The sequence below is a fragment of the Haloferax sp. ATCC BAA-644 genome (assembly GCF_000336975.1).
In the GTDB taxonomy this organism is placed as follows: domain Archaea; phylum Halobacteriota; class Halobacteria; order Halobacteriales; family Haloferacaceae; genus Haloferax; species Haloferax volcanii.
In genome coordinates this window covers 196,926-223,370 of the sequence record NZ_AOLF01000022.1, presented here as the reverse complement: position 1 = coordinate 223,370, position 26,445 = coordinate 196,926, and the positions used below count along the sequence as shown (strand labels likewise).

The 26,445-nt window shown below is 68.3% G+C and carries 27 protein-coding genes, 1 tRNA gene and 1 CRISPR repeat array (1 of these 29 cut by a window edge); of the genes, 13 read left to right on the top strand and 15 right to left on the bottom strand.

Annotated features, from left to right (window positions below; all coding sequences use genetic code 11):
• A CRISPR array of direct repeats spans positions 1-1,615; the repeat unit is 30 nt; unit sequence GTTTCAGACGAACCCTTGTGGGATTGAAGC; it reaches 1,167 nt to the left of the window's first position.
• Between the two features lie 57 nt (positions 1,616-1,672).
• Positions 1,673-1,821: transfer RNA gene (locus C458_RS11195), tRNA-Met, on the bottom strand.
• A gap of 128 nt (positions 1,822-1,949) precedes the next feature.
• Between C458_RS11195 and C458_RS11190 the strand changes: the two genes are divergently transcribed.
• On the top strand, positions 1,950-3,101 hold the full coding sequence (locus C458_RS11190) for a hypothetical protein (protein WP_008575772.1): 1,152 nt from the start codon (positions 1,950-1,952) through the stop codon (positions 3,099-3,101).
• Between the two features lie 33 nt (positions 3,102-3,134).
• On the opposite strand, the gene C458_RS11185 is transcribed toward C458_RS11190, so the two are convergent.
• Complete coding sequence (locus C458_RS11185) at positions 3,135-3,506, bottom strand: DUF5830 family protein (RefSeq protein ID WP_006601439.1); 372 nt, start codon at positions 3,504-3,506, stop codon at positions 3,135-3,137.
• A 90-nt stretch (positions 3,507-3,596) separates the two neighbouring features.
• Between C458_RS11185 and C458_RS11180 the strand changes: the two genes are divergently transcribed.
• Entirely contained in the window at positions 3,597-4,229 is a 633-nt protein-coding gene (locus tag C458_RS11180) for a TVP38/TMEM64 family protein (RefSeq protein WP_008575771.1), read from the top strand.
• 41 nt (positions 4,230-4,270) lie between these two features.
• Here C458_RS11180 and gpmI read toward each other — a convergent pair whose 3' ends face one another.
• Positions 4,271-5,851 (bottom strand): 2,3-bisphosphoglycerate-independent phosphoglycerate mutase, encoded by a 1,581-nt coding sequence (gene gpmI, locus C458_RS11175; protein ID WP_008575770.1) that lies wholly within the window; start codon positions 5,849-5,851, stop codon positions 4,271-4,273.
• Positions 5,852-5,985: 134 nt separating this feature from the next.
• On the opposite strand from gpmI, the gene C458_RS11170 reads away from it, so the two are divergent.
• Together C458_RS11170 and C458_RS11165 are read left to right on the top strand one after the other, a co-directional pair.
• The gene (locus C458_RS11170; RefSeq protein ID WP_004042494.1) at positions 5,986-6,687 is read left to right on the top strand and encodes a DUF1405 domain-containing protein; all 702 of its coding nucleotides are present in this window, start codon (positions 5,986-5,988) and stop codon (positions 6,685-6,687) included.
• A gap of 65 nt (positions 6,688-6,752) precedes the next feature.
• The gene (locus C458_RS11165; protein WP_008575769.1) at positions 6,753-7,406 is read left to right on the top strand and encodes a metalloregulator ArsR/SmtB family transcription factor; all 654 of its coding nucleotides are present in this window, start codon (positions 6,753-6,755) and stop codon (positions 7,404-7,406) included.
• A gap of 3 nt (positions 7,407-7,409) precedes the next feature.
• On the opposite strand, the gene C458_RS11160 is transcribed toward C458_RS11165, so the two are convergent.
• Positions 7,410-7,907: a hypothetical protein gene (locus tag C458_RS11160; protein WP_008575768.1), complete on the bottom strand. Its 498-nt coding sequence runs from the start codon at positions 7,905-7,907 to the stop codon at positions 7,410-7,412.
• Positions 7,908-8,003: 96 nt separating this feature from the next.
• Positions 8,004-8,213 carry a PLDc N-terminal domain-containing protein gene (locus tag C458_RS11155; RefSeq protein ID WP_004042489.1) on the bottom strand — a complete coding sequence of 70 codons (210 nt, stop codon included), beginning with the start codon at positions 8,211-8,213 and terminating at the stop codon, positions 8,004-8,006.
• A 255-nt stretch (positions 8,214-8,468) separates the two neighbouring features.
• Between C458_RS11155 and gatD the strand changes: the two genes are divergently transcribed.
• A complete protein-coding gene (gene gatD, locus C458_RS11150) occupies positions 8,469-9,716 on the top strand; it encodes a Glu-tRNA(Gln) amidotransferase subunit GatD (protein ID WP_008575767.1) in 1,248 nt (415 codons plus the stop codon).
• Positions 9,717-9,720: 4 nt separating this feature from the next.
• Entirely contained in the window at positions 9,721-10,635 is a 915-nt protein-coding gene (locus tag C458_RS11145) for a GNAT family N-acetyltransferase (protein ID WP_008575766.1), read from the top strand.
• A 48-nt stretch (positions 10,636-10,683) separates the two neighbouring features.
• On the opposite strand, the gene C458_RS11140 is transcribed toward C458_RS11145, so the two are convergent.
• Positions 10,684-11,721, bottom strand: a complete 1,038-nt coding sequence (locus tag C458_RS11140) for a PAS domain-containing sensor histidine kinase (RefSeq protein ID WP_008575764.1) — start codon at positions 11,719-11,721, stop codon at positions 10,684-10,686.
• 199 nt (positions 11,722-11,920) lie between these two features.
• Positions 11,921-13,003 carry a glutamine-hydrolyzing carbamoyl-phosphate synthase small subunit gene (carA, locus tag C458_RS11135; protein WP_008578018.1) on the bottom strand — a complete coding sequence of 361 codons (1,083 nt, stop codon included), beginning with the start codon at positions 13,001-13,003 and terminating at the stop codon, positions 11,921-11,923.
• A 97-nt stretch (positions 13,004-13,100) separates the two neighbouring features.
• On the opposite strand from carA, the gene C458_RS11130 reads away from it, so the two are divergent.
• The 4 genes from C458_RS11130 to C458_RS11115 all read left to right on the top strand — a co-directional run bounded on the left by C458_RS11130 (position 13,101) and on the right by C458_RS11115 (position 15,347).
• Entirely contained in the window at positions 13,101-13,514 is a 414-nt protein-coding gene (locus C458_RS11130; protein WP_004042482.1) for an Lrp/AsnC family transcriptional regulator, read from the top strand.
• 69 nt (positions 13,515-13,583) lie between these two features.
• On the top strand, positions 13,584-14,153 hold the full coding sequence (locus C458_RS11125; RefSeq protein WP_008575759.1) for an NUDIX domain-containing protein: 570 nt from the start codon (positions 13,584-13,586) through the stop codon (positions 14,151-14,153).
• Entirely contained in the window at positions 14,140-14,559 is a 420-nt protein-coding gene (locus C458_RS11120) for a desampylase (RefSeq protein WP_049896316.1), read from the top strand. The genes C458_RS11125 and C458_RS11120 overlap by 14 nt, the downstream gene beginning before the upstream one ends.
• An 89-nt stretch (positions 14,560-14,648) precedes the next feature.
• The gene (locus tag C458_RS11115) at positions 14,649-15,347 is read left to right on the top strand and encodes an SDR family NAD(P)-dependent oxidoreductase (RefSeq protein WP_008575754.1); all 699 of its coding nucleotides are present in this window, start codon (positions 14,649-14,651) and stop codon (positions 15,345-15,347) included.
• 27 nt (positions 15,348-15,374) lie between these two features.
• Here the strand turns inward: C458_RS11115 and kynU are convergent, their stop codons facing one another.
• The 8 genes from kynU to C458_RS18260 form a co-directional block, all read right to left on the bottom strand.
• Positions 15,375-16,712: a kynureninase gene (gene kynU / locus C458_RS11110; RefSeq protein ID WP_008575753.1), complete on the bottom strand. Its 1,338-nt coding sequence runs from the start codon at positions 16,710-16,712 to the stop codon at positions 15,375-15,377.
• Between the two features lie 54 nt (positions 16,713-16,766).
• Complete coding sequence (locus C458_RS11105; protein WP_008575751.1) at positions 16,767-17,807, bottom strand: AIR synthase family protein; 1,041 nt, start codon at positions 17,805-17,807, stop codon at positions 16,767-16,769.
• A gap of 338 nt (positions 17,808-18,145) precedes the next feature.
• Positions 18,146-19,096 carry an alpha/beta fold hydrolase gene (locus tag C458_RS11100; protein ID WP_008575749.1) on the bottom strand — a complete coding sequence of 317 codons (951 nt, stop codon included), beginning with the start codon at positions 19,094-19,096 and terminating at the stop codon, positions 18,146-18,148.
• A 161-nt stretch (positions 19,097-19,257) separates the two neighbouring features.
• The gene (locus tag C458_RS11095) at positions 19,258-21,504 is read right to left on the bottom strand and encodes an amino acid permease (RefSeq protein WP_008575748.1); all 2,247 of its coding nucleotides are present in this window, start codon (positions 21,502-21,504) and stop codon (positions 19,258-19,260) included.
• Positions 21,501-21,971 (bottom strand): universal stress protein, encoded by a 471-nt coding sequence (locus tag C458_RS11090; RefSeq protein WP_008575746.1) that lies wholly within the window; start codon positions 21,969-21,971, stop codon positions 21,501-21,503. The genes C458_RS11095 and C458_RS11090 overlap by 4 nt, the downstream gene beginning before the upstream one ends.
• 191 nt (positions 21,972-22,162) lie before the next feature.
• The gene (locus C458_RS11085; RefSeq protein ID WP_008575743.1) at positions 22,163-22,558 is read right to left on the bottom strand and encodes a hypothetical protein; all 396 of its coding nucleotides are present in this window, start codon (positions 22,556-22,558) and stop codon (positions 22,163-22,165) included.
• Between the two features lie 91 nt (positions 22,559-22,649).
• Positions 22,650-23,669, bottom strand: a complete 1,020-nt coding sequence (locus C458_RS11080; RefSeq protein ID WP_008575742.1) for a YeiH family protein — start codon at positions 23,667-23,669, stop codon at positions 22,650-22,652.
• On the bottom strand, positions 23,666-23,812 hold the full coding sequence (locus C458_RS18260) for a hypothetical protein (protein WP_160162996.1): 147 nt from the start codon (positions 23,810-23,812) through the stop codon (positions 23,666-23,668). Before C458_RS18260 ends, C458_RS11080 begins: the two co-directional genes overlap by 4 nt.
• Before the next feature lie 208 nt (positions 23,813-24,020).
• On the opposite strand from C458_RS18260, the gene C458_RS11075 reads away from it, so the two are divergent.
• The 3 genes from C458_RS11075 to cmk all read left to right on the top strand — a co-directional run bounded on the left by C458_RS11075 (position 24,021) and on the right by cmk (position 26,443).
• A complete protein-coding gene (locus C458_RS11075) occupies positions 24,021-24,647 on the top strand; it encodes an adenylate kinase (protein ID WP_008575740.1) in 627 nt (208 codons plus the stop codon).
• A gap of 150 nt (positions 24,648-24,797) precedes the next feature.
• Positions 24,798-25,715 (top strand): DUF106 domain-containing protein, encoded by a 918-nt coding sequence (locus C458_RS11070; RefSeq protein WP_008575738.1) that lies wholly within the window; start codon positions 24,798-24,800, stop codon positions 25,713-25,715.
• Positions 25,716-25,864: 149 nt separating this feature from the next.
• Positions 25,865-26,443, top strand: coding sequence for a (d)CMP kinase (gene cmk / locus C458_RS11065; RefSeq protein WP_008575736.1), 579 nt, complete (start codon positions 25,865-25,867; stop codon positions 26,441-26,443).
• The last annotated feature ends 2 nt before the right edge of the window (positions 26,444-26,445 follow it).

Below are 26,445 nucleotides of genomic sequence, written 5' to 3'. Positions count from 1 at the left end.
GCCGCACCACGTTGATAGACTGGTTTCAGACGAACCCTTGTGGGATTGAAGCATATTCGGTACTCTGTGGGCTATCACGTTCAATCTCGTGTTTCAGACGAACCCTTGTGGGATTGAAGCTCTCTTAGTTCGTCTCTGGACTCCTTCGAGAGTCGGGTTTCAGACGAACCCTTGTGGGATTGAAGCTGGTGGTTCTTCGGTTAGTCGGTGGTTTGGCGTGTGTTTCAGACGAACCCTTGTGGGATTGAAGCAGAATAGTCGGTATTAGAGATGGACGAACGAATCCCACGTTTCAGACGAACCCTTGTGGGATTGAAGCAGGGTGCAGGTCGCGGACATCGAGCGCCCGAAGCGCCGTTTCAGACGAACCCTTGTGGGATTGAAGCGCCTCCAGGAGCGCGCGGTGCTCGTCGCTCGCGTTGTCGTTTCAGACGAACCCTTGTGGGATTGAAGCCGGTTCGACGACGACGCGAGCTTCGCAAACGCCCGTTTCAGACGAACCCTTGTGGGATTGAAGCGAACTGCGCGCCGGGGACGATGGTGTCGAAGTGGTGTTTCAGACGAACCCTTGTGGGATNGACGAACCCTTGTGGGATTGAAGCGAACTGCGCGCCGGGGACGATGGTGTCGAAGTGGTGTTTCAGACGAACCCTTGTGGGATTGAAGCAGCCAGTGGCTCTCGGAGACGGGCACCGAACGCGTGCGTTTCAGACGAACCCTTGTGGGATTGAAGCAATGGCTCTCGTTCTCCCCGCGTTAGGACTCACGTCGTTTCAGACGAACCCTTGTGGGATTGAAGCGGCTTCCCACGGCGTCTGGTTGAGCCGCTCCAAGAGCGTTTCAGACGAACCCTTGTGGGATTGAAGCCAAGGATGCCGACCGCCCGGACGAGAGGCCACGTACGTTTCAGACGAACCCTTGTGGNGCGTTTCAGACGAACCCTTGTGGGATTGAAGCCAAGGATGCCGACCGCCCGGACGAGAGGCCACGTACGTTTCAGACGAACCCTTGTGGGATTGAAGCCGCTTTACCGCCGACTGCGACAGCGACGCGCCCCGGTTTCAGACGAACCCTTGTGGGATTGAAGCGTTCCCGCCGCGCTTCAGGAACCACCGGAGCGAATCGGTTTCAGACGAACCCTTGTGGGATTGAAGCACCTCCCGCGAGCGCCACTCTGCGACCCCGTGAATCGTTTCAGACGAACCCTTGTGGGATTGAAGCGAGACTTGTCCGCCGTCGGCGAGCAGGTAGCGGACAGTTTCAGACGAACCCTTGTGGGATTGAAGCCAGCTAAAACAAATCCGCACGTCGCGCCAAAACCGCGTTTCAGACGAACCCTTGTGGGATTGAAGCGTGGACTACGGCGACTTGTTCACCTACGACCGCGAGTTTCAGACGAACCCTTGTGGGATTGAAGCTACAACTTCGCGGCACGTCCGGGGTCGAACGGTGGTTTCAGACGAACCCTTGTGGGATTGAAGCCGCGAGCGGGAGCGCAGCCGCGACTACGTGGCCGACCGTTTCAGACGAACCCTTGTGGGATTGAAGCGACACGGAGCTCCGCCGACACCTAACGGAGCCGCCCGTTTCAGACGAACCCGTATCGAAGTGAAGAATCAGGCGACGGCATTGCGATGCACGTATTAGTCAATCACGTACTGAAATCGAAGAATGCCCGGGGTGGGCTCCGAACCCACGATCTCCGCATGTCCCAGGTGCGAGGCCGGCATGACCTCGCGGGGGGCGGAGGCTTCCAAGGCGTTCCGCACCGATTGTGAAACCCTATGAGTGCGGCGCTATGTCCAGCTAAGCCACCCGGGCTCAACTTCCCGTTGTGTACTGGTTGTATTTAAGCTTCTCATCTCCGACGACCGCGGGACGAGTCACCACGGCACTCGATTCGAGTCATCACCCGCGGATTTATGTCCCAACACCGGGTGCACACACGCATGAGCCAACCGGAGATCGTCCAGTCCGTCCTCGGAGAGGAAGACGTGGTGACCCGCGTCCACCTCGGGGGCGAGGACGAACTGTTTGTAACTCCGACGCGGACGCTCGTCTATCGGGCCGAAGGCCTCCTCTCGGACGAGTCCGTCGACGAGTTCTCGCACGCTGCCGAGCAACTGTCCGTCAAGGAGGGGCGACGAAAAGCGAAGATATCGCTGGACTACGGTCTCGACGGGAGCGAGACGTTCTCGCTGTCGACGAAGCGCCTCGACGACGCGCTCCAGCCCGTCGTCGAGGGCGTCCTGTCGGCCGCCGGCGTGACCGACGAAGACGGCGAGCGTCTGGTTCAGGCGTTCCGGTTCAGCGAACTCACGTTCGTCATCACCGACGCCCGCGTCGTCCGACACATCGGGAGCGCAGTTTGGGACGAAGACTACGAGGCGTACCGCTTCGCTGACGTGACCGACCTCGAATTCGAGTCGGGAAGCGTCGCCACGACGGTCGTACTCACCGTCAACGGCCGCCAAGAGCGGTTCAAGATCCCCAACGAACAGGCGCGGCTCGTTCGCGAGAAACTCGCGCGGGCGCTGTGTGACTACCACGGCGTCGGCAGCCTCGAAGAGTTCCGCGTCCAGATGGAGAAGGCCCGGGCGAACGCCGAGTCCGCCGACGACGCCGGCCGCGACAACACCGACTTCGGCGCGGGCCCTGACCCGCTGAGCGCGAACCCCGGCGAGCTATCCGACGAGCCGGCGAACGCCACTCGCTCCGAGGACTCCGCGTCCGCCGAGCCGACCCAGCAGGCTGCTCGGAACCAGTCCACCGGGTCCGCCGAGGCTGCCGCCGCGACCGGCGCGGTGGCGGAAGCGAAGGCGGCCGAGGCCGCGACGACCCAGTCGGCCGCCGAATCGCCGGCCGCCGAGCAGTCGTCCGGCAACGTCGCCGGCGCCGACGACCTCGGATTCGAAGGGTCGGGCTTCGAATCGGCCGCCGAGTCCGAGGCGGGCGATACCGCCACCGCGGACGCCGACTACGCCGCTCTCGCTGCCGAAGTCGAGTCGCTCCGCGAGGTCGTCGAGGCCCAAAGCGAGCAGATTCGCCACCAGCAGGAGCTGGTCGAACAGCTCATCGAAGAACTTCGCCGCGGGCGGTAACGCGGTCGCGCGACCGGCGGCGACCGCGGCGACCTACTCCCGCCCGAGTACTTTTCTCACACACGACGAGCCGAACGGCCCGAGTTCGCCGGAGTCGAACCGCACGAAGTGGCCCGTCGAGATGGACGCGCCGCAGCGGCGGCAGTCGAAGTCGCCCTCGCGCTGGACGACCTGACTCTCGAACCTGACGAACGTGCCGCCGCGGTTGTGACGGATGCGGCCGCCCTCGCGCTCGATGATGCCGCGAAGCTCCGCCGCGTCGAGGATGTCGCGGGTGAGCGTCGGGTCCGTGGTGACCGTCTCGATGCGGTCGACGACCTCGGCGAGGGAGAGTTCGTCGGCTTCGAGGTGCGCGAGGAGGTCGAGCGCGAGTTCGACGCGCTCGTCGCGTGTGGGCTCGGTCACGGTTCGGGAGCCACTCGAACGGGGGCGGGCTAAAGCCCTCCGAAGCACAAAGCGTTTGGTCGCGGCGCGCCGACCGACTCCAGAGCTTCCGTGCCCCGTCCGCGTCTCGCCGCCGGCCTCGCGCTCGCGGCCGTCGTCGCCGGTCTGCTGTTCGCGTCGCCAGACGCCGTCATCGCGCGCGCGACGTGGGTCGCCGCCGACCCCGTGCGACTCGTCGCCGTCGTGAGCGCGCTGGCGCTCGTCCGCCCGCTTCTCGCGTGGCCGACGACGCTCCTCGCGCTCGTCGTCGGCTACGGGCTCGGCCCGGTCGGCGTCCCGTTCGCGCTGGCGCTCATCGTCCTCACGAGCGTCCCGCCGTTCCTCTTCGCGCGGCGCTACCGGGGCGCGACCAGATTTGCCGACATCGGCCAGCGAACGGTCGAACAGACGGGGTCGGTGAAGGGCGTGGCCGCGAGCCGTCTGCTGCCGATTCCTTCCGACGTGGTGTCGGTGGCGGCGGGCGTCGCCAACGTCCGACTCGGCGCGTTCGTGCTCGGGACCGCCGCCGGGGAGCTTCCGTGGGCCGTCGCGGGCGTCGTCGCCGGCGCGTCCGTCGAGACGCTCACGACGGACTCGCTCGCGGCGGCCGTCCGCCCGGAGTTCGTCGTCCTCGCCGCTATCGCAGGCGTGTCGATGCTCGTCCCGACCGCGTACCGCCGCTACCGAAGCGGGTCGGGCGCGTAGGAGAAGATGCGAATCGAGCGGGGCACGCGACCGACTGCGACCTATTCTAACAGCGACTCGCCGGTCATCGCGGACGGCTGGTCGACGCCGACGAGTTCGAGGATGGTCGGCGCGATGTCGCACAGCGAGCCGCCCTCGCGGACGGTCCGGCCGCCCGAAAGCGGGTGGTCGGGGTCGAGGTCGGCGTGCTCGCCCTCGGCGTCGTTCTCCGCGGCCCCCTCGTCGTCGCGGTCGGCCGCGAGGTAGACGAACGGGACGGGGTTGAACGTGTGGGCCGTGTGGGGGTCGTCTTCGGTGCCCATGTCGTCGGCGTTGCCGTGGTCGGCCGTGATGCAGACGTGGCCGCCGCGGGCGCGGACGCGCTCGACGAGCCGCCCGAGCTGTTCATCGACGGCCTCGACGGCCTCGATGGCGGCCTCGTAGTCGCCGGTGTGGCCGACCATGTCGGGGTTGGCGTAGTTGAGCACCATCACGTTCGGGTCGTCGGACTGGATAATGTCGATAGCCGTGTCGGTGAGCTCTCTCGCGGACATCTCGGGCTGGAGGTCGTAGGTCGGCACGTCGGGGCTCTCGACGATGTTCCGAATCTCGCCGTCGAACTCGACCTCGCGGCCGCCGTTGAGGAAGTAGGTGACGTGGGGGTACTTCTCCGACTCGGCCATGCGCAACTGCGTCATGTCCGCCCCGGCGAGCACCTCTCCGAGCGTGTCTTCGGGCTGTTCCGGCGGGTAGGCCACGGACACATCGAACGTCTTGTCGTACTGCGTCATCGTCGTCATGAGCACCTCCGGCGGCGTCGTCTCGAACTCCCAGACGGGCTCGATGTCGCAGAGCATCCGCACGAGCTGTCGCGCGCGGTCGGCGCGGAAGTTGAAGAAGACGACCGAGTCGCCGTCTTCGAGCGCGGGCGCGTCGTCGACGACGGTCGGCTCGACGAACTCGTCGGTGTCGCCGCGGTCGTACGACTCGGTGACGGCGTCGACGGCCGTCTCGGCGGTCCACTCCGCCTCGCGCTCGACGATGGCGTCGTAGGCACGCTTGGTGCGCTCCCAGTTCTGGTCGCGGTCCATCGCGTAGTAGCGCCCGGAGACGGTGGCGACCCCGCCGGTGCCCTGCTCGTCGGCGACGGCTTCGAGGTCGGAGAGGTATTCCTCGCCGCCGGTGGGGCTGGTGTCGCGGCCGTCGGTGAAGGCGTGGGTGACGGCCTCGACGCCGCGGTCGGCGGCGAGTTCGATGAGCGCGTGGAGGTGCTGTTGGTCGGAGTGGACGCCGCCGTCGGAGACGAGGCCCATGAGGTGGACGCGCCCGTCGTGTTCGTCGGCGTGGTCGTAGGCGGCCGTGATGGCGTCGTTCTCGTAGAACGAGCCGTCGTCGATGCTGTCGCCGATGCGGGTGTACGCCTGCTTGACGACGCGGCCGGCCCCGATGTTGAGGTGGCCGACCTCGCTGTTGCCCATCTGGCCGTCCGGGAGACCGACGCGCCGGCCGTCGACGATGAGCGTCCCGAAGGCTCCCGCATCGCGGTAGCGGTCGAAGTTCGGCGTGTCCGCCGCCTTGATTGCGTCGCGGCGGTCGTGGTCACCGAGTCCCCACCCGTCGAGGATGATGAGTGCTGCGTCCATACGTCGCCGTTCGGCGCGCCGGGCTAACTGTCCTTTGCTCCCGACATGGGATGACAACGTGTCGCGTACGGAGCCATCGACCCCGGGGTGTCGCCCCGACGGTCTTTTCTTTCGGCGCGCCGTCCGACTCGGCGATGGGTCTGCGCGACTTCGACCTCGACGCGGCGGTCGACGACTGGACGGAGTACTACCTCGGAAACGGCCCGAGCCTCGTCGTCTTCCTCGTCCTCAACGCCGCCGCGTTCCTCGTCGGGGTGAGCTTCTACGTCCACTCCGACCCCGCGCTGTCGGACCTGCCGACGTTTCTCTACCCGCTTTTCGGTGACTCGCCGGCCGCCCTCGCGCTGATGACGCTGTCGGCCGCGACGCTGCTTCCGAACCTCGGTCGCCGCGTCGCCGACGCACCCGTCAACCGACCGCTCGCGTACCTCCACACGCTCGCGTTCGTCTGGCTCGTCAAATACGGCGTCTGGACGGTCGTCGCGCTCAACCTCCGACCCGACCTCTACGTCGGTTTCTCCGGGGCCGCGCTGTGGGACTACTGGGGCATCATGCTCACCCACGCCGGCTTTCTCGCGCTCGCGCTCGTCGTGCCGCGGTACGGCGCGACCACGAAGGGCGCACTCGGGTTCGCCCTCACGCTCGCGCTCGTCAACGACGTGTTCGACTACGGCCTCGGCTACTACCCGCCGCTGAAGTACGAGGCGGGGGCGCTCCTCGCGGGCATCACCGTCGCCCTCTCGTTTCTCGCGGTGTTCCTCGCGTCGCGGGCGTTCGACCGCCTCCCGGACGCCACGGAGACCGCCCGTGAACGCCCCGCGAGTCACAATCGCTAATCGCACGACGGCGCGGAGTATCACATGAGTCAGGCTTTTCCCCACCGGCAGTCTATGACCTCGTAATGGACTCCGCGGTACTGCTCGACCTACTCGGGAACGAAAACCGCCGGCGCATCCTGCGGTTGCTCTCGCACAAACCGTGCTACGTCACCGAGATCAGCGAGTACCTCGGCGTCAGCCCCAAGGCCGTCATCGACCACCTCCGAAAGCTGGAGGACGCGGGGCTCATCGAGTCGCGCACCGACGACCAGCGGCGCAAGTACTTCCACATCTCTCGAAATCTCCGACTGGAGGTGAACGTCTCGCCGTACGGCTTCGGCGCGAAGAGCGCCTACCCGCCGAGTCCGAGCCTCGACATGGCCGGGCGCTGTCCGCACGTGACGCTCGAAGTCGAGAACGCCGGCACCGACGACGTCTCCGAGTTGGCGCGCGAACTTGGGAAACTGGAGGAGCTCGACAACGAACTCTCCTTGGCCCAGCGGTGGGTGCAGGGCCGCATCACCGACGTGCTCGACCGCCTCAACGACCGCCTCGGCGTCGACGCCGACAGCCGCTTTTACGCGGAGATTCTGGCCGCGCTCGCCAACGGGTCGAACACCGTCCGCGGCATCGCCAAGGAACTCAACGCGGACCCCGCGGTCGTCGACAGCGCGCTCCACCACCTCGCCGACGGCGGCCTCGTCGCCCACAACGGCGACCGCTGGCGAATCGACTGACGCTTACAGCTCCTGGGTCAGCCCGTTTCTGAGGTCGCGGCCGAAGTAGTGACCGACCAACCCCGCGAGCCCGCCGCTCGCCGCGCCGACGCCCGCGATAGCGACGCCGTAGTCCGCGAGCAGTTGGACCGCGAAGGGCGCGAACACGGCGAACAGCGTCGAGAGGACGAACGCGAGGCCCGCGGCGATTGCACCGGCGAGGACGACCTCCGTGTAGTATCGCTTCGAGCCGACGGCGCCGAGGACGAAGCCGGCGGCGGCGATGCCGACGAACCGGCCGATGAAGCCGACAAGGGGAATCGCACCGCCGACGAGCAGTCCGCCGATGGAGAGCACGAGCGCCGCGAGGAACACGCGCGGGGAGAACAGCCCGCCGAGGCGACCGCCGCCGCCGGACGAGGCGGAACGCTCCGCCTGCATCGCCTCGTCGCGCTCGCGGTTCACTCCGGAGAGCAGGTCGTCGACGGACTGCTCAGACTCCCGTTGGTCCGACCGTTGCATGCGTACAGGGTCGCGGGCGAGCCTGATGGCTCTTGTGCCGGTGAGCCGGTCGCGGTGAGTGTTCCGGCGCGCGACGGTGCGCCGGTCGTCTCGGTCCTACGCGTTGCGGCCGAGGATGAAGTACAACACGAGTCCCAGAAGTGGCGCGAGGAAGACGACGACGGCCCAGAGGAACGCCGGGTGACTGCTGTTTTGCCGCGCGTCGCTGTACGTCCACACTACCATCCCGAGGAACAGGAGGAAAAACAGCAGGCCGATCACGAGCGCGCCCGCGCCGCCCGACTGGAGGAGTATCGTGGGGAGCATACGCTGGCCGACGGACGGTCGGGTAAAATGTCTTGTGTCCGTTATGTCGGTGGAGCTAACGTCCCCTCAGCCACGCTCGTGGGTCGGGTATGAATCTGTGATAATCGTGGCCAGCAATCGCACCGAACGGTGAGCGTAGCGAGCCGTTCGGTATTTTTGGTCCAGATTTTTGCTCCGAGCGGGTCGCTACGCGACCCCGAGGAGGAAAAAGGTGGAATGGTGGGTTTGAAGTCTGCCCCCGCGGTATCCCGCGATATGAACGCAGGGGACCGCGTCCGCGTCACCCGCGCGGACGTCACGAACGAAGGCGTGCTCATGCCGTCTTCCACCGAGGACCACCTCGTCGTCAAGCTCGACGGCGGATACAACGTCGGTATCGCCCGCGAGGGGGCCGACGTGGACGTGCTCGAAACCGACGTGTACGACATCGAAGACGCGCAGTCCGAGGGCGACGGCACCTCCGAAATCGAGTTCGACGACGACCTCCCGACCATCTCGCTCATCTCGACCGGCGGGACCATCGCCTCGACGGTCGACTACCGCACGGGCGCGGTGACCGCGCAGTTCGACGCCGAGGACGTGCTCCGGGCCGTCCCCGACCTCGCGGGGCGGGCGAACTACCGCGGCCGCGTCGTCGCCAACATCCTCTCGGAGAACATGACGACCGACGTGTGGGTCGACCTCGCCGAGGCCGTCGCCGAGGAAATCGAGGCCGGAGCCGACGGCGTCGTCGTCATGCACGGCACCGACACGATGCAGTTCTCCGCGTCGGCGATGTCGTTCATGCTCGACACGCCCGTGCCCATCGTCTTCACGGGCAGTCAGCGCTCGGCCGACCGGCCCTCCTCGGACAACGTGATGAACGCCGTCTGCGCCGTCGAGGCCGCGAAGGCCGACGCCGCCGAGGTCATGGTCTGCATGCACGCCTCGGAGTCCGACGACGCCTGCGCGCTCCACGAGGGGACGCGCGTCCGCAAGAACCACACCTCCCGGCGCGACGCGTTCGAGACCGTCGGCGCGAAGCCGCTCGGCGAGGTCGACTACGAGGCCGAGGAGGTCACGTTCCGCCGCGACTACGCCCCCCGCGGCGAGGCCGACCTCGCGCTCCGCGCCGACATCGAGTCCGAGGTGGAACTCGTGAAGTTCACGCCGGGGATGGACCCCGCGGCGCTCGACTACCTCGACGAGAAAGCCGGCGTCGTCATCGAGGGGACGGGCCTCGGCCACGTCCACACCGACCTCATCCCGCGGTTCGAGGAACTCGTCGAGGGCGGCACGGTCGTCGCCATGACCTCGCAGTGTCTCGAAGGCCGCGTCTGCGACCGCGTCTACGACACCGGCCGCGACCTGCTCGACGCCGGCGTCGTCGAGGCGGGCGACACGCTCCCCGGCACGGCGAAGGTGAAGCTCATGTGGGCGCTCGCCAACGTCGCGGACCCGACCGACGCGATGGGTCGGAACCTCGAAGGCGAACTGACCCAGCGCTCGGTCCCGTGGGAGTGAACTGATGGAGATTCGACCCGCCCGACCCGAGGACTACGACGCGGTCGCCGCGTTCACCCGCGACACGTGGGCCGACCGCGGCGGGTCGGACTACATCCCCGACATCTACCACGACTGGATTTCCCCCGGCGAGTTAGCGCAGGCGACGCTCCTCGTCGACGTGGGCGAGGAGACGCCCTCCGACGAGGTGGCCGCCATCGCGCAAGTCGTCATGCTGTCGGAGTACGAGGGGTGGGCGCAGGGGATGCGCGTCGCGCCCGACTACCGCGAACAGGGTCTCGCGACCCGACTGTCGCACGCGCTTCTCGGCTGGGCGCGCGAGCGCGGCGCGCGGCGTGTCCGGAACATGGTCTACTCGTGGAACGTCCCGAGCCTCGCCAACGCCCGCACGGTCGGGTTCGACCCCGGCATCGAGTTCCGCTGGGCGACGCCCGACCCGGACGCGACCGCCGACCCGGCGGCAGCCATCCGCGACGACGCCGACGCCGCGTGGACCTACTGGACCGGGAGCGAGGCGCGAACCGCGCTGTCGGGGCTCGCGCTCGACCCAGTCGAGTCGTGGGCGCTCTCCGAGCTGACCCGCGACCGCCTCCACGACGCCGCGGCCGACGACCGACTGTTCGTCGTCGGGGACGACCGCGCGACCGGATTCACCTATCGCAACCGGACCTACTCGCGCGAACGCGACGGCGAGGGCGAGGGCGAGGAGACGTGGGCCGAGTACGCGGTCGCCGCGTGGGACGACCCGTCGGCCTGCGAGTCGCTGTTGGACGCGATTCGACGCGACGCCGCTTCGGTCGGCGCAGACCGGACGCGTGTCCTGTTCCCCGAGCGCATCGACTGGATTACCGACGCCGCACTCGCTCGGAGCGACCTCGCCGAGGAGCCGACGTTCGTCATGGAAGCCGACCTCTCCTGACGGGCGCGCAAGTGCGCGCTTTCGACGACCGACGACCGCCGGCGCCGGTCAGTTCCAGTCGACGCCGCGGACTTCGAAGCGCGCCCCGCCGAGCGCCGAGTCGCCCACGTCGAACTGCCAGCCGTGCAGGTCAGCGATTCGCCGCGCCGTCGAGAGATGCGTGGCGTCGTAATCGACGCCGAGCAGCTGGTTCGACTCCGCGGTCACCGCCGCGAGCTCTTCCGGTGACGGGCGGGGGCCGTCGTCGTCGACGTAGAAGCCGTCGGCTGTCGTCCCGACGACGACGCTGGACGACGAACCGGACGACGCGTTCCGCTCGTAGCAGTTCGTGAGCACCGCGACCAGAGACAGGCCGAACAAGTGGGTGTCGGCCAAGAGCGACCCGTCGCCGACGACCCGGAGCGAAGCGTCGTCCGCGCCATCGGGCGACGCGAGGGCCCGCGCTTGCGCGACGTGCGGGCGGAACTCCACCGCCCCGAGGTCGAGCGTGATGGGTTGCCCGGCGACGGCGATGCCCCACTCGACGAGCGAGTCGATGCGCGAGAGGCTTTCGGAGAGCGCCACCGCGTCGTCGCCGTCGACCGCGGCGAGTCGCTCGGCGGACGCGGTGGCCGACGCGAGCCGGGCTTTGAGCTCCGAGGCGAGCACGCTGACGAGCGCCGCGAGGTGCTCGTTTTTCTCGTTGACCTGCAGCTCCGCGAGCCGCCTGTCGGTGATGTCGAAGTGGGCGACGAGCGCGAAGCTCCCGTGTCTCGGCGTGTCTATCGGGACGACGCGGAGCGCGAACCACCGGTAGACTGCGGGCGAGTGACACGGATACTCGGCGGTAAAGAGGTCGCGGTCACCCCTGAGAACCGCGCGGATGCCGTCGGCGACGACGCCCGCGATTTCGTCGGTCTCGCGGGCCGCGTCGCACACTGCAAGGTAGTTGACGCCCGTCGAATCGGGGTCGTCCGCGTAGCCGTTCGCGTCGGCGAACGCCCGCCACGAACGGTTCGTGTAGACGATGTCGCCGCGGCTGTCGAGGAGCGCAATCGTCGCCGGGAACTCCTCGAAGCCGCGTTCGATGAGCGATACGTCGTCCATCACAGAGCGTACGCCGGGAACCCGTTTGACAGTTTCTACCACGTCGGGGGACGACGAACCGCCCGCTCGCGGCGTGAGATATTCGAAAAGCGGTGTTCGGCCGCCGGCGGTCGTGGTGCAGTCGACCGGGCGTCTGGAATCGGGTCAGTCGCGGTTGCGATTGTGGTCGCGGTCGCAGTCGCAGTCGCGGCCGCGGTGGTCAGTCCGAGGCGACGGCTCGGGGCTTATGCTCGTTTCCCTCCGTACCCGCCATGGCGAGCACGTCGTCGAAGAAGCCGAGCGAGTCGTGGGGGCCGGGGTGGGCTTCGGGGTGGTACTGACGCGTGATGACGCTCAGTTCCTCGCTGGCGAGGCCCTCGGCGGTGTCGTCGTTGACGTTGACCTGCGTCACGTCGAGTTTGTCGCCTGGGTCGGCGACGGTGTAGCCGTGATTTTGGGTCGTCATGACGACCTTGCCGGTCTGGAGGTCGCGGACGGGCTGGTTGACGCCGCGGTGGCCGAAGGCCATCTTCTCGGTGGTGCCGCCGAGCGCGCTGGCGACGATCTGCTGGCCGAGGCAGATGCCCGCCAGCGGGACCTCGCCGGCGAACTCCTCGACGAGGTCGCGCGTCGCGGTGTAGTTCTCGGGGTCGCCGGGGCCGTTCGAGATGAACAGCACGTCGGGGTCGAGCGCGGCCACGTCCTCGGCGTCCGCGTCGTAGGGGAGCACGTGAACCGTCGCGCCGCGGTCGACGAGGGAGTCCACGATGGAGCCCTTCGCGCCGCAGTCGACGAGCGCGACGGTGGTGTCGCCGTCGCCCTCGAACGTCGTCAGTTCGGTCGTGGTGACCTGCGCGCCGATGTCGACGTGCTCGCTCATGCCCTTACACTGCGCGAGTTCTTCCTTCGCGTCCTCGGGGGTCACGTCCTCGCCGACGGCGATGCCGACCTTCATCGCGCCCTCCTCGCGGATGGACGTGACGAGGTCGCGCGTGTCGAGGTGGTCGACCGCCGGAACGCCCTCGTCTGCGAGCCACTCGACGACCTCCTCGGTGAACTCGCGTGCGACGGCCGCCCGAGGGTGGACCCGGTCGGACTCGAATCGCTCGGCTCGGACGCCGTAGTTCCCGATGAGGGGGTACGAGAAGGTGAGAACTTGCTCTTCGTACGAGGGGTCGGTCAGACTCTCTTCGTATCCCGTATATGCGGTTGTGAACACCAGTTCACCGCGTGTGCGCCCCGGAACACGGCCGCGCGCTTCGACCACGCGTCCGTCTTCCAGCGCCAGATAGGCGTCCGACATTACGAGAAACGAACGGAACACGGGTGCATAAGTGTTACTTTCGAAGTCGAGTTACGAAATTCGTAATCGGTAAGTCGCTGGGGTGGGCACGTGGTGTATGGACGAGCTTGACCGACGCATTCTCGATATCCTTCGACGGGACGCTCGGACCCCCAACACGGAGATTGCGGCCGAGGTCGGGACCTCCGAGGGGACCGTCAGAAACCGCGTCGAGCGGTTGGTCGAGGAGGGCGTCATCGAGCGCTTTACGATTTCGACCCGCACGGGGAACCTGAAGGCGATGATAGAGGTGACCGTCGCGGTCGACGTCGACACCAACGACGTGTCCGAGCTGATGGCCGACTGGAAGGACGTGGACTTCGTCTGGCAGGTCTCCGGCGAGGAGGACATCGTCCTCGTCGTCGACGCCGCCGACACCCGCGCCGTCAACGACCTCATCACCCGCGCCCGCGAGCACGACGACGTGAAGAGCACGAAAACCCGCCTGATTCTCGACGAGCGCCTCGGCTGACGCCGCGCCGCCGCGTGGTCCGCGATTCGCATCGAAGCTTAGTTGACCCCCGACTCCGACGGAAGGCACATGAGCAACGCAGCGGCCGACGAGGCTACTGAACTCCACGAGAACGCAGCGCAGGACGTCATCGCCGTCGACTCCGACGACAACGCGGAGGGGACGGTCAACCGACTCGACGCCCACACGGGCGACGGCATCCGTCACCGCGCCTTCACCTGCCTCGTGTTCAACGAGGAGGGACAGATTCTCCTCGCCCAGCGCGCCCCCAACAAGCGCCTGTGGGACACCTCCTGGGACGGCACCGTCGCCTCCCACCCCGTCGAGGGACAGACCCAAGAGGAAGCCACCCGAGAGCGCCTCGAAGAGGAACTCGGCATCTCGCCCGACCAGTACTCCGACCTCCGCGTCACGGACAAGTTCGAGTACAAGCGCTACTACGAGAGCGCCGGTCTCGAATGGGAGGTCTGTGCCGTCCTGAAGGTCACGCTCGAAGACACCTCCCTCGACCCCGACGAAGAGGAAATCGCGGGCATGCTCTGGGCGGACTACGAGCACCTCCACGACCACCCCGAGTGGTACCGCCAACTGCGTCTCTGCCCGTGGTTCGAAATCGCCATGCGCCGTGACTTCGAGTAGGCTCTCGCTCGCAGCCGACGCGCGAGCGGCGATGCTCTCGCACGCCCGCGAGGGTGCCGCCCGCGACCCGCCCGCGGAGGTCTGCGGCGTCCTCGCCGGCGACGGCGACGCGCGCACCGTCACCGCCGTCCACCCCGTTTCGAACGTCGCCGCCGAGCCGCGGGTCGCCTACGAACTCGACCCTGAGGAGACGGTTTCGATTCTCGAAGCGGTCGAGGCCGCCGGCGACGACGCGGTCGGCTTCTACCACTCGCACCCCGAGTCCGACCCCGTGCCGAGCGCGACCGACCGGGAACGGGCCTCGTGGCCGGGATACGTCTATCTCATCTGCTCGCCCGACGGCCGGCTGTCAGCCCACGAGTGGACCGGCGACGAGTTCCGCGAACTCTCCGTCGCCGTCGAGTGACCTGCGGCCCCTCCGACCGGTCGCTCGCGCGCAACCCGCGGCCGACACGCTTCGGTGAGAATATCCTTTCTCAGTTCGCAGACGCAGCCATGGAACCCGACCGCTACGACGACCTCGACGGACAGGTCGCGCTCGTCACCGGCGCGAACCGCGGCATCGGCCGCCGGATAGCCGCGAACCTCCGCGACCGCGGCGCGACGGTGTACGCCGGGTCGCGCAGCGTGACGAACGAGACGCCCGAGGGCACGGAACGCGTCCTCCTCGACGTGACCCAAGAGGGCGACATCGAGGAGGTCGTCGACGGCATCTTCGCCGACCAGAACCGCCTCGACGTCCTCGTCAACAACGCCGGCGTCGGCGGCGAGGGCGAGGACATCGTCGCCGAGTCGACCGAGCGAATCGACCGCACGCTCGGCGTCAACCTCCGCGGGCCGATGCTCCTGTGCAAGCACGCGGTTCCCCTGCTCCTCCAGTCCGACGGCGGCCGCGTCGTCAACGTCTCGTCCGGCATGGGCGCGCTCGGTGAGGAGCAGTCCGGCGGGTCGCCCGCGTACCGAATCTCGAAGACCGGCCTCAACGGCCTCACCGTCTACCTCGACGGCCAGTACGGCGACGACGGCCTCATCGCCAACTCGGTGTGTCCCGGCTGGGTCCGCACCGACATGGGCGGCGAGGAGGCGAACCGACCGGTCGAGAAGGGCGCGGAGACGCCGACGTGGCTCGCGACGTTCAAGCCCGGCGCGCCCGCGGGGAAGTTCTGGCGCGACAAGGAAGTCATCGACTGGTAAGCGACCGCCGCCCCGCCGTCGCGACCCTCACGTCACGCCGCCGCGCTGCCTCTCGAACGCCTCGTATTCTCCTTCGTCCAAAATCTCGCGGACGTGCTCGACCGCCCGGTACACGTCCTCGAAGCCGACGTAGGCCGGCGAGGGAGCCACGCGAACGACGTTCGGCCGGCGGAAATCCACGACGACGCCGCGCTCCTTGAGCGCGAGGCTGATTCGGTAGGCCTCGGGGTGTTCGACCGCGACGTGGCCGCCGCGGGCCGCGGGGTCTCGCGGCGTGCCGACCTCGCACTCGGGCAGTCGCTCGTCTACGAGGTCGATGAGATAGTCCGTGAGCGCCAGCGACTTCTCGCGGAGGGCGGCCACGCCACCGGCGTCCTCGACGATGTCGAGCGCGCCGTCGAGGGGGGCCGCCGACAGCACCGGGACCGTGCCGGACTGGAACGCGCCGGCCGACTGCGCCGGCTCGTACGTCATCGCCATGTCGAACTGCGTCTCCTTGTCGTTGCCCCACCAACCGGCGAGCGCGGGCGTGACGCCGAAGTGGCGCTCGTTGACGTAGAGACCGGCGATGGAGCCGGGGCCGGCGTTGAGATACTTGTAGTGACACCAGACGGCGAAGTCCACGCCGACCTCGGAGAGGCGATGTGGGACCGCGCCGACCGAGTGCGCGAGGTCGAAGCCGGCCAGCGCGCCGGCCTCGTGAGCCGCCTCGGTGATGGCCTCGACATCGAACAGCTGGCCGCTCCGGTAGAGGACCGACGGGAGAAACACCATCCCCACGTCGTCGTCGACGGCGTCGAGCACGTCCTCGGTCTCGATGGTTCGCCCGTCGCGGCTCTCGACCACGCGGAGCGCCTCGTCGGGGTCGCGGCCGGCGCGCCGGAGCTGCGCGCGAATCGCGTAGTGGTCCGTCGGGAAATCGAGGTCGTCGACGACGATTTTCTCGCCGCGGGCGGGATCGTAGAACGTCCCGACGAGCGCGTGGATGTTGACGGTGGTGGAGTTGGCGACGACGACCTCCTCGGGGTTCGCGCCGACGAGCGGGGCGAGTCGGTCGCCCAGTCGCTCGCCGTAGCTGAACCACTCGGGGTCGGCGTCGGTCCACCCGCGGATGGCGAGGTCGCGCCACTCGTCGACGACGCGGTCGAGCGCCGCCTCCGCATCGACCGAGAGCGGGCCGAGCGAGTTGCCGTCCAAGTACAGTTCGCCTTCGGGGAGGAAAAAGCGGTCGCGGAGGTCCGAAAGCGGGTCCGCCGCGTCCATCTCGCGGGCGGCGTCGACGGCGGCGTCGGAGTCGCTGGGGTCGCCGGAGTCGCTGGGGTCGCCGGAGTCGCTGGGGTCGTCGGGGTCGTCGGAGTTAGTCATACACGACCTGAAGCGCCCGCGCGACAAGTAGTGCGAGGGCCGAGGCGGCGTCCCTTATTCGTCGGCGTCCGACTCGTCGGCCTCGCGGGCGAGTCGCTCGTAGGCGGCCCACGAGGGGTCCACGTCGGGGTGTGCGATGCGCTCGCCGTCGACGACGACGCCCTCGCCCGCGACGACGGTGCCGGCGACGCCGACGGGGGTGCCGCGGGCGTCGAGCGCGGCGACCACGTCGTCCGTGACGGCGGGGTCCGTGGCGACGACGAGCGACCCCGCGGTGGTCGAGCGCCACGGGTCGATGCCGAGGTACTCGCAGGTCTCGCGGACGCCGGGACGGAACGGGACGCTCGACGCGTCGATTTCGAGTTGGACGCCCGCGCTCCCGGCGACTTCGTTGAGCGCGCCGTGGACGCCGCACTCGGTGGCGTCGTGCATGGCGTGGACGCCGCGGCCGCCGGCGGCCGAGACGGTCATCGCGTCGCGGACGGCGTCGGTCTCGTCGAGTCGGTCCTGCGCCGCGGCGAGCACGTCGGCGTCGAGGTCCGAAAAGGCGTCGGGAAACAGCGTCGTCAGGAGGCCGGTGGCCTCGACGCCCGGCCCCTTCGTCACGAGCACGTCGTCGCCGGGTTTCGCGCCGTCCGGGCGGACCACGTCGTCGTGGTTGCCGACGGCGAGGGCGGTCGCGCCGCCGACCCACGGGTACGAACAGCCGGCGTAGCGGGCGGTGTGGCCGGTGACGATGCTGACGCCGAGGTCGTCGGCCTCGTCGTGCATCGCCCCCCAGAGTTCGGCGAACTGGTCGTCGGTCATCTCGGGCGGGAGCGTAAAGGAGACGGCGAGATGCGAGGGGTCCAGCCCGGAGACGGCGATGTCCGAGAGAACGATGTCGATGGCGAACCGCCCCGCGCGCTCGAAGCCGAGCGCGGGGAGCACGGAGAGCGGGTCGGTCGCGATGGCGACGGCGGTGCCGTCGATGTCGAGGAGGCCGAAGTCGACGCCGTGGGTCGGGCCGAGCGCCACGTCGTCGCGGGCCGCGCCCAACCGCGGGTAGATGTACTCGTCGAAGAACTCGCGGTCGACCTTTCCGAGGTCGGTCATACGCGACCTCGGGGGGCCGCCAGTAAGAACGTACTCATCCGCCGACGACGGGGCCGGGACGGATTGCGGTTTCGGTCTCGACGCGGGTCGCGCTCGCCCGGTTGGTCGGCGCGGCCGCTCGCCGGTCGAAAGGTGGGACGGTCCCCCGTCCCTGCTCATGAAGAGACGCGGAGACGGTTCGAAGGGGCATGGAAAGTCCCACCACCGGACTGCTCCCGCGTCGGTTCGACCTGAACGCCGGACGTACAAGAACCTCGCTAAGTTCCCTCGATGGACCTATATAGCTCCATTGAGGATGCGGAGAATATAGCCGCTTTAGGAACATCGCCTTCCGGCGGTCAGACCGGTCGGTGGCCCGCCTCGTCGGGGGTGTTGTTCGGGGTCCGCCACGCGTCGTCGAGGTGTTCGACGACCGCGCGGGCGACGGCGACCGGCTCCTCGTGGTGGACCCAGTGGGTCGCCTCCGCGAACGTCTTGAGGTGGCCGTCCTCGCAGAACGCGAGGCTCTCGCGCGCCATCTTCGGCCGGAGGAACCGGTCTCTGCTCCCCCAGACGACGAGCGTCGGCACGTCGACCGTCTCGGCCCGGGGCCGCGGGCGCTCGCGGACGACCGCGCGGTACCAGTCCACCATCGAACCGTAAGCCCCGGGCACCGACCACGCGGCGCGGTAGCGGTCGAGGTCGGTCGCCGAGAACGTGCCGGGGAGCGCGGAGCCGGTCATCGCCCGCTCCAAAACGGCCCAGTCGCCGACGGGGGCGACGAGTTCGGGGAGCTTCGGTAGTTGGAAGAACAGGACGTACCAGCTCCGGAGCTGTTGGGCCGGGTCGCGTCTGAGGTGTCGGGCGAGCACCGTCGGATGCGGGAGGTTCATCGCGGTGAGCGAGCTTACCCGGTCCGGGTGGTGCAGCGCGGTCCACCACGCCACCGCGCCCCCCCAGTCGTGGCCGACGACGTGGGCCGTCTCGTGACCGAGCGCGTCCGCGACGCCGACCACGTCGCCGGCGAGTTCGTCGATGCTGTACCACTCGACGCCCGAGGGACGGTCGCTCAGGTTGTAGCCGCGCTGGTCGAGCGCGACGACCCGGTAGCCCGCCTCCGAGAGCGGGCGGAGGTAGTCCGCCCACGCGTACCAACACTCCGGGAAGCCGTGGAGGAGGACGACGAGTTCGCCGTCTTCCGGCCCGGCTTCGACCGCGTGGAGCGTGACTTCGCCCGCGTCGATGCGGCGGCTCGTCGCCTCGACGGACAGCTCCACGTCGTCCCGCGACAGTCCCGATTGCTTCGCCATACCCCTCGCTACGGCGGCGAGGGACAAATGTACCGCGGCGGCACGCGGCCGTCGTCTACGAGAAACGAGTCGGTTCCGCGGGGCTGACGGGGCAGCGAAGGGCGGTGAGAGAGGTGCGGAACGGGGCGGGGCGCGAGCAGGGCGGAGCGGGGCGGAGCGGGCTACCCGAACAGGCGCTTTCTGATGCTCCGAGCGCGACTCTGTTCGGCCATGAGCACCGAACACTCCACGTCGTCGACGACGTCCATGACGACGGTCCCGCCGACGAGCCGCGAGAGGAGGCCGCGTTCCGTCGCGCCGACGACGAGCAGCGACGCGTCGGTCGCGTGGGACTCGATGGCCGCCTCGACGTCGCCGGTCTCGACGGTGAGCGTGGCGTCGCCGAGGCCGCGTTCGTCGGCCCACTCCCGGAGGAAACGCTCGCCCTCGGCCGCGTCGTCGGCGACGTGCAGGAGTTCGATTTCCGCGTCGCAGAACTCGCGGAGGACCGAGGCGATGGACGCCGAGAGGTCGGAGTCCGGGCCGCCGGCGGTCGGCACGAGCACGTGCGAGGGGTCGAAGCCGCGGTCCTTCAGCACCAACACGTCGTAGGGGAGCGCGTTGGTCATCTCCTCGACCGCGCTCTCGGCGCGGCCGGGCGACCCGTGGCTGTCGGGGCCCCAACCCATGACGACGAGGTCGGCGTTGTACGTCTCCGCCGCGTCGAACACCTCCTCGAACGACCGGTGGGAGAGGACGGTGTGGGTCTCGATGTCCACGTCGAGTTCGTCGGCGTCGGCGCGGGCCTGTTCGAGCAGGCGGTCCGCCTCGGCGAAGTCGTACTCCTCGCGGGCCGATTCGAGGGCGGTCTGGTCCGGCACTTTCACGATGTGGACGCCGACGAGCGTCCCGTCGTTGGCCTTGGCGACCGACCCGGCCAGCGACACGAGGTCGCGCTCGCTTTCGGGGTTCGAAAGCGGGACCATGACGCGGTAGCCGCCGTCGGGCTGGACCGTCGAAGCCGCCGACACCGCGGCGTCGGGCATCTCGCCCGACCGAGAGAGCACGTACCGCGAGAGGATGCCCCGCTTGTCGGTGCGCTCGCGGGCGTAGAACAGGTACCAGACGATGCCGAAGACGACGAACAGCACCGACAGCCCGATTTCGATGGGGTCGAGGAAGGCGATGAGTCCGAAGGAGAACACCGCGCCGAGAATCGGCGTCATCGGGTAGAGCGGAACCGTGAACTCGGGGTCGTAGTCGGGCGCGTCGGACTCGCGCATCACGATGAGCGCGAGGTTGAGAAGCCCGTAGACGATGAGGTGGAGGGCGCTCCCGGCCTTCGCCAGCACCTTGATGTCGTCGACGGCGACGAGCGAGAAGACGATGATGAAGCCCGTGACCGCGATGGAGCGGTACGGCGTCGCGAACCGGGGGTGAATCTCGTTGAGCCACGCCGTGACGAGTTTGTCGCGGCCCATAGCGAAGTTGATGCGCGACGACGCGAGGATGGAGGCGTTCGCGCTCGACGCGGTGGCGAGGAGGCCGCCGAAGATGATGAGCCCCGCCCCGAGCCCGCCGAGGCCGAGCGCGGACTCGAACGAGAGTTGGGCGACCTCGACGACGGGGTCGGCACCGGCGGCCGACAGCTCCTGCCACGGCTTGACCGACGCCATGATGATCATCAGGATGGCGTACATCGTCGTGACGATGACGACCGAGCCGACGACCGCGAGCGGGAGGTTGCGGCCGGGGTTCTTGATCTCCTCGGCGACGGTCGTGATTTTCGCGAAGCCGAGGAAGGAGACGAAGACGAGCGCCGTGCCGGGGAGCACCGCGCCGTAGCCGCCGAGTTCGCTCGGCGCGAACGGGCGGAGCGTCGTGAGGTCGGCTTCGAGGAAGCCGAGTATCGAGAAGGCGGTCAGGATGACGACGAGCGTGATGACGATGACGACCTGGAGCGCGCCGGTCTCCTTCGCGCCGACGTAGTTGACGCCGATGAACAGGAGGCCGGCGAGTATCGCGGCCACCTGCACCGCAGACAGGGAGACGACGCCGAGGCTCACCGCCGGTATCGACACGACGCTGACGAGGAAGTCACCGAAGCCGATGACGTAGAACGCCGAGGCGAACGCCAGCCCCATCCAGTTTCCCATGCCCGCGATGGAGCCGAAAAGCGGGCCGAGGGCGTGGTTGACGTAGTAGTAGCTCCCGCCGGCTTTCGGCATCGCGGTACCGAGTTCGGACGCCGACAGCGCCGTGAAAAGCGAGATGACGCCGCCGACGACGAACGAGAGCGCGACGGCCGGACCGGCGATGCCGTACGCGTCGCGGGGGAGGACGAAGATGCCCGCACCGATCATCGTTCCGACGCCGATGGTGAGCGCGGCGACGGGTCCGAGGTCTTTGGCGAGTTCCTCGTCGGTCATGTTTCACCCCCGGCGTCGCCGTCGTCGCCCGCTCCGGCCGGCAAAACGACCACGGGGCGGTCGCTGTGCCGGACCAGTTGGTCGCGGACCGCGCCCGAAAACAGGTCCCACCACGAGCGACCGCCGCGCGGGGTGAAGACGATTGCCGTCGCGTCGGCCTCGGCGGCGGCGTCGAGGATGGCGTCGCCGACATCGGTCGCAAACCGGAGGTCGGTGTGGAGATCGACGCCGGCGTCGTCCGCGGCGCGGCGGGCGACGTCGAACAGTTCGTCGGCGACCTCCTCGCGCTGTTCGACGCTGGCTTTGTCCGGCGCGCCGCCCGCCTTCTCGATGACGTGGACGACGGAGGCCCGACCGCCGGCCGCGGCGATGCGCGGGAACGCCGCGGCGCAGGTGAGCTCGGCGTCGTCCGCGTTCGCAATCGGCAGCAGGGGACGCGAGAACAGCGGTTCGACGTGTTCAGTCATCTGTCGAACCCACGGGAGTGGTGTGACAAAAGCGATTCCGCCCGGCGGAACGGGATTGTGCGGGGACGGCTGTGCCCGATTCACAACGTGACCGTCGGGAATTCATGTGCCGGGATTGTGCGCCAATCGGTTTAGAAGTTCGCAAACCGGGGTACGGTGTCGGGCGAATCGACGCGGGAGAGACGGAGGCCTCAGACGGCGGTGACCCACGCCCGGTAGCCCTCGTCGCGGCCGTAGACCGCCTGAAAGACGCGGTCCGCGAAGCCGGCGAGGCGGTTGGCGTCCGAGCGGGCGGTGATGCGGACGTTCGTCCCCTCGGCCTCCTCGGGGCTCTCCAGTTGGTCGATGCGGAACTCGGGGAACTCCGAGAGGAGCGTCTTGAGGCGGTCGAGTTCGCCTTCCGTCACGTCCATGTTGAACGTCTGGTCCGCGAACTGAAGCCACGGACCGGGACCCTCGCCGTCGACGTCGTCGAGGCGCTCGGCCTCGATGGTGAGAAAGGCGCTGCCGCGGTCGCGGTGCGCCGACACGGCGTCGGCGAAGAGCTTCCGTCGCTCGCGGGCGGTGTCGGCCTCGAATCGAGTCATGCGGGTCGATACAGCCGCGCGGTACAAAAGCGACCCGCGTCGGGGCGGGTGCGGCGTCAGTCGGACGGCGATCGAGACGGCCGCCGGCGCATCAGAACAGCGCGAGGACCGCGGCGAGCGCGAGGGCGCTGACGGTCAGTAGTTGCACGCCGAGGACGGCGAGCGGGGCCGCGCCCGTCCGCCGCATCGCGTCGAGTCGAACGTCGAGGCCGAGGCCGACGAACGCGAGCGCGAACAGGGCGTCGCTGGCGGTGCCGACGGTGGCGAGCGTCGCGTCCGAGAGCAGGCCGAGGTTGGCGACGGCGGCGACGGCGACGAATCCGACGAGGAACCGGGGAACGCCGTCGAAGACGGCCCGCAGACCGGTCGCGGCCTCCTCGGCGCGGCCGGCGTAGCGAACCGCGTAGGCGACGGCGACGAAGCCGAGCATGGAGTTGCGCGCGAGTTTGGTGACGGTCGCCCAGCGGCCCGCAACGTCGGAGTGGGCGAAGCCCGCCGCGGTGACGGGGCCGGTGCTGAACATGCTCAGGCCGGCCCAGATGCCGAACTGGCGGCCGGACAGGGGGAGCAGGTCGCCGGCGATGGGGAACACGGCGAGCGTGAGCGCGTCGAACAGGAGGACCGCGGCGACGACGTGGGCGAGCGACTCGCCGTCGGCGTCGATGGTGCCGGCGATGGCGGTGGCCGCGGAGACGCCGCAGACGCTCGCGCCGGCCGCGAGGAGCGACCCGGTCTTGTCGGCGAGGCCGAACACCCGCCCGGCGACGGCCTCCACGAGGAGCACGCCCGCGGCGACGGTGACGACGACGAGCGCGACGAGCACCGGCCCCGAGGCGACGAGTTCGTCGATGGCGATGCGAGCGCCGAGCAGGACGATACCCGTTTCGAGGAGGAGTTTCTGCGTGTCGACGCCGGGGCGCGCCCAGTCGGGGACGCCGACCGTGTTGGCGACGACGGCCCCGAACAGCACGCCGAGCAGGAGCGCGTTGACGCCGGGGACGAAGCCGGCGACGAGCGTGGCCGCCCCCGCGAGGGCGACGAGGGCGCCGACCCCGGGGGCGAGTCGCGCGAGCCGACCGACGCCGGCGGCCGAGTTCTCCCCGGCGCTCACGGCCCGAGCGCCGCGAGGACGGTCACGACGACGAGTCCGAGGGCGGTCGCGCGCCAGCCGCGTTCGAGCGTACACCACAGCCTGTACGCGCGCTCGACGGCGGTCGCGCCGAGCGCGTCGCGCATGAGGGACGAATCGCGCATTTGCCGAAGTCACGAGTGCCGCGCCGTTGAACGTGTCGCTTCCGTCTGCGAAACCGGCAACAAAGACCTCGAACACCGCGGTGAGACGGCCGAACGAGCGGTAGGCCGACGAACAATGAGCAACATTTTCTTGTTCCTCTGACCATCGCCGTCGCAGAACTCAGTACGTATCTTCAACACTATATGCTCTCGCCGGATGGGGTCAGATATGGCAAAGCGCATCCTTCTGCTCGGAGCGCCGGGCGCAGGTAAGGGCACACAGTCGAAGCGACTCGCCGAGACCTACGGCGTCGAACACGTCACCACCGGCGACGCGCTGCGCGCGAACAAGGACATGGAGACCGAGTACGGGACGCCCCGCTCGTTCATGGAGAAGGGCGAACTCGTCCCCGACGCGGTCGTCAACGAAATCGTCGAGGCCGCGCTGGAAGACGCCGACGGCTACGTCCTCGACGGCTACCCGCGGAACCTCTCGCAGGCGGAGTACCTCACCGAAATCACCGACCTCGACGCGGTCATCTACCTGAACGTCGCCGAGTCCGAACTCGTCGAGCGCCTCACCGGCCGCCGCGTCTGCGACGACTGCGGCACGAACTTCCACGTGAAGTTCAACCAGCCCGAAGCGGAGGGCGTCTGCGACGACTGCGGCGGCGAACTCGTCCAGCGCGACGACGACACCGAAGAGACCGTCCGCGAGCGCCTGTCGGTGTTCGAGGAGAACACCGAGCCGGTCATCGAGCACTACCGCGACGAGGGCGTTCTCGTCGAGGTCGACGGCGAACAGACCCCCGACGAGGTCTTCGAGGACATCCGGGCCGTCGTCGACGACGCGTAAACGCGGACTCGACGCGCGAACCGCCTCATCGACGCAGTTCGGTGCGACGTTTTTCACCGACGAAACGGGAGCGCCAGCGTCGCCGCCGGCGCGCTCGCTGTCGTCCGCAGAGTAAAACCTTGATAACAGCCGGTTGCTAAAGAGCCGGTAATGGCACGAATCGAATCTCGGGTGCGCGACCTCGTCGGCTCCGACGCCGACATGCGCGCCGCCGTCGAAACCGTCCTCGACCGGGCGGACGACGGAGAAGTCGAGTGGGCCGACGTTCGCGACGAGCTCACGAGCGGCCAGTGGGGTCGCCTCATCGAGAAGGGTATCCTCGTCGACGGCGACGAGGGGTTCCGGCTCGCCGACGTGGGGGAGACCCGCGCCGGCCTCGAAGACGACACGTCCGGCTCCGGCGGCTCGTCGTCCTCGTCGACCGACGTCGACACCGGCGACTCGTCGTGGTCGAAGTACGACAAGGGCGCGGCCGTCGTCACCGTCGGCCTGTTCCTCGGCTACTCCGTCTCCGAGGTTCGGAACCTCATCGGCGGCGTGATGGACGCGGCGCTCGGCCCGCTGGCCGAGATGCTCCCGTTCTACGCCGTCGTGATGGTCCTCGCGCTCGCGACCGGCCTCTACTCCACGCTCTTGCAGGCGAACCTCATGGACATGGAGAAGATGGGGAAGTACCAAGAGCGGATGAAGGACATCCAACAGCGACAGAAGGACGCCAAGGAGCGCGGCGACGACGCGGAGCTCGAAAAGATTCAGGAAGAACAGATGGAGGCGATGGGCGACCAGATGGGCATGTTCAAAGAGCAGTTCCGCCCGATGGTCTGGATCATGTTCCTCACCATCCCGGTGTTCCTCTGGATGTACTGGGCCATCGGTGTCGGCGGGGGCTCCGACCCGCACATCGTCACCGAGAACATCGTGCTCCCGCTCGTCGGCTCCGTCGGGTGGAAGCAGGGCGTCCTCGGTCCCATGCAGGCGTGGATTGTCTGGTACTTCCTCTGCTCGATGGGCTTCACCCAGATCATCCGCAAGAGCCTGAACATCGACATGTCGCCGTCGGCGTCGTAAGCCAACTGGGCGACTCGAAACGACTCCGTTTCTCTCTCCGTTTCCGCGTCTCACCAGCCTCGGTTCTCTCGCACTCACCCCCGTGAGAAGCCTCCGCAGGGGTCGTCGGCAACGATAACACCTTTTAGCCGACCGCACCCAGCATGGATATGTTACTGACCGTCTCCGGACCACCGGGCAGCGGAAAGAGTACGACCGCCGCCGCGCTCGCCGAGGCGTTCGACCTCGAACACATAAGCGGCGGAGACATCTTCCGCGAGCTCGCCGCCGAACGCGACATGACCGCGGTCGAGTTCAACAAACTCGCCGAGGAGGACGACCAAATCGACCGCGACCTCGACCGTCGCCTCCGCGACATCGCGCTCGACCGCGACGACGTGCTCCTCGAATCCCGACTCGCCGGCTGGCTCGCCGGCGACGCCGCAGACCTCCGATTCTGGCTCGACGCCCCCGTCGACGTTCGCGCCGAGCGCATCTCCGACCGCGAGGACAAAGCGCCCGACATCGCCCGCGAGGAGACGACGACCCGCGAGGCGAGCGAGGCCAAGCGGTACGACGCCTACTACGACATCGACATCACGGACCTCTCTATCTACGATATCGCGCTCAACACCGCCCGCTGGGGCCCCGACGAGGTGACGGCCGTCTGCATCGCCGCGGTCGACTCCTACGACCCCGAAGCCGACGAGGGCAAATACCCGGTCGACGGCGTCCGCTACGACTTCTGACC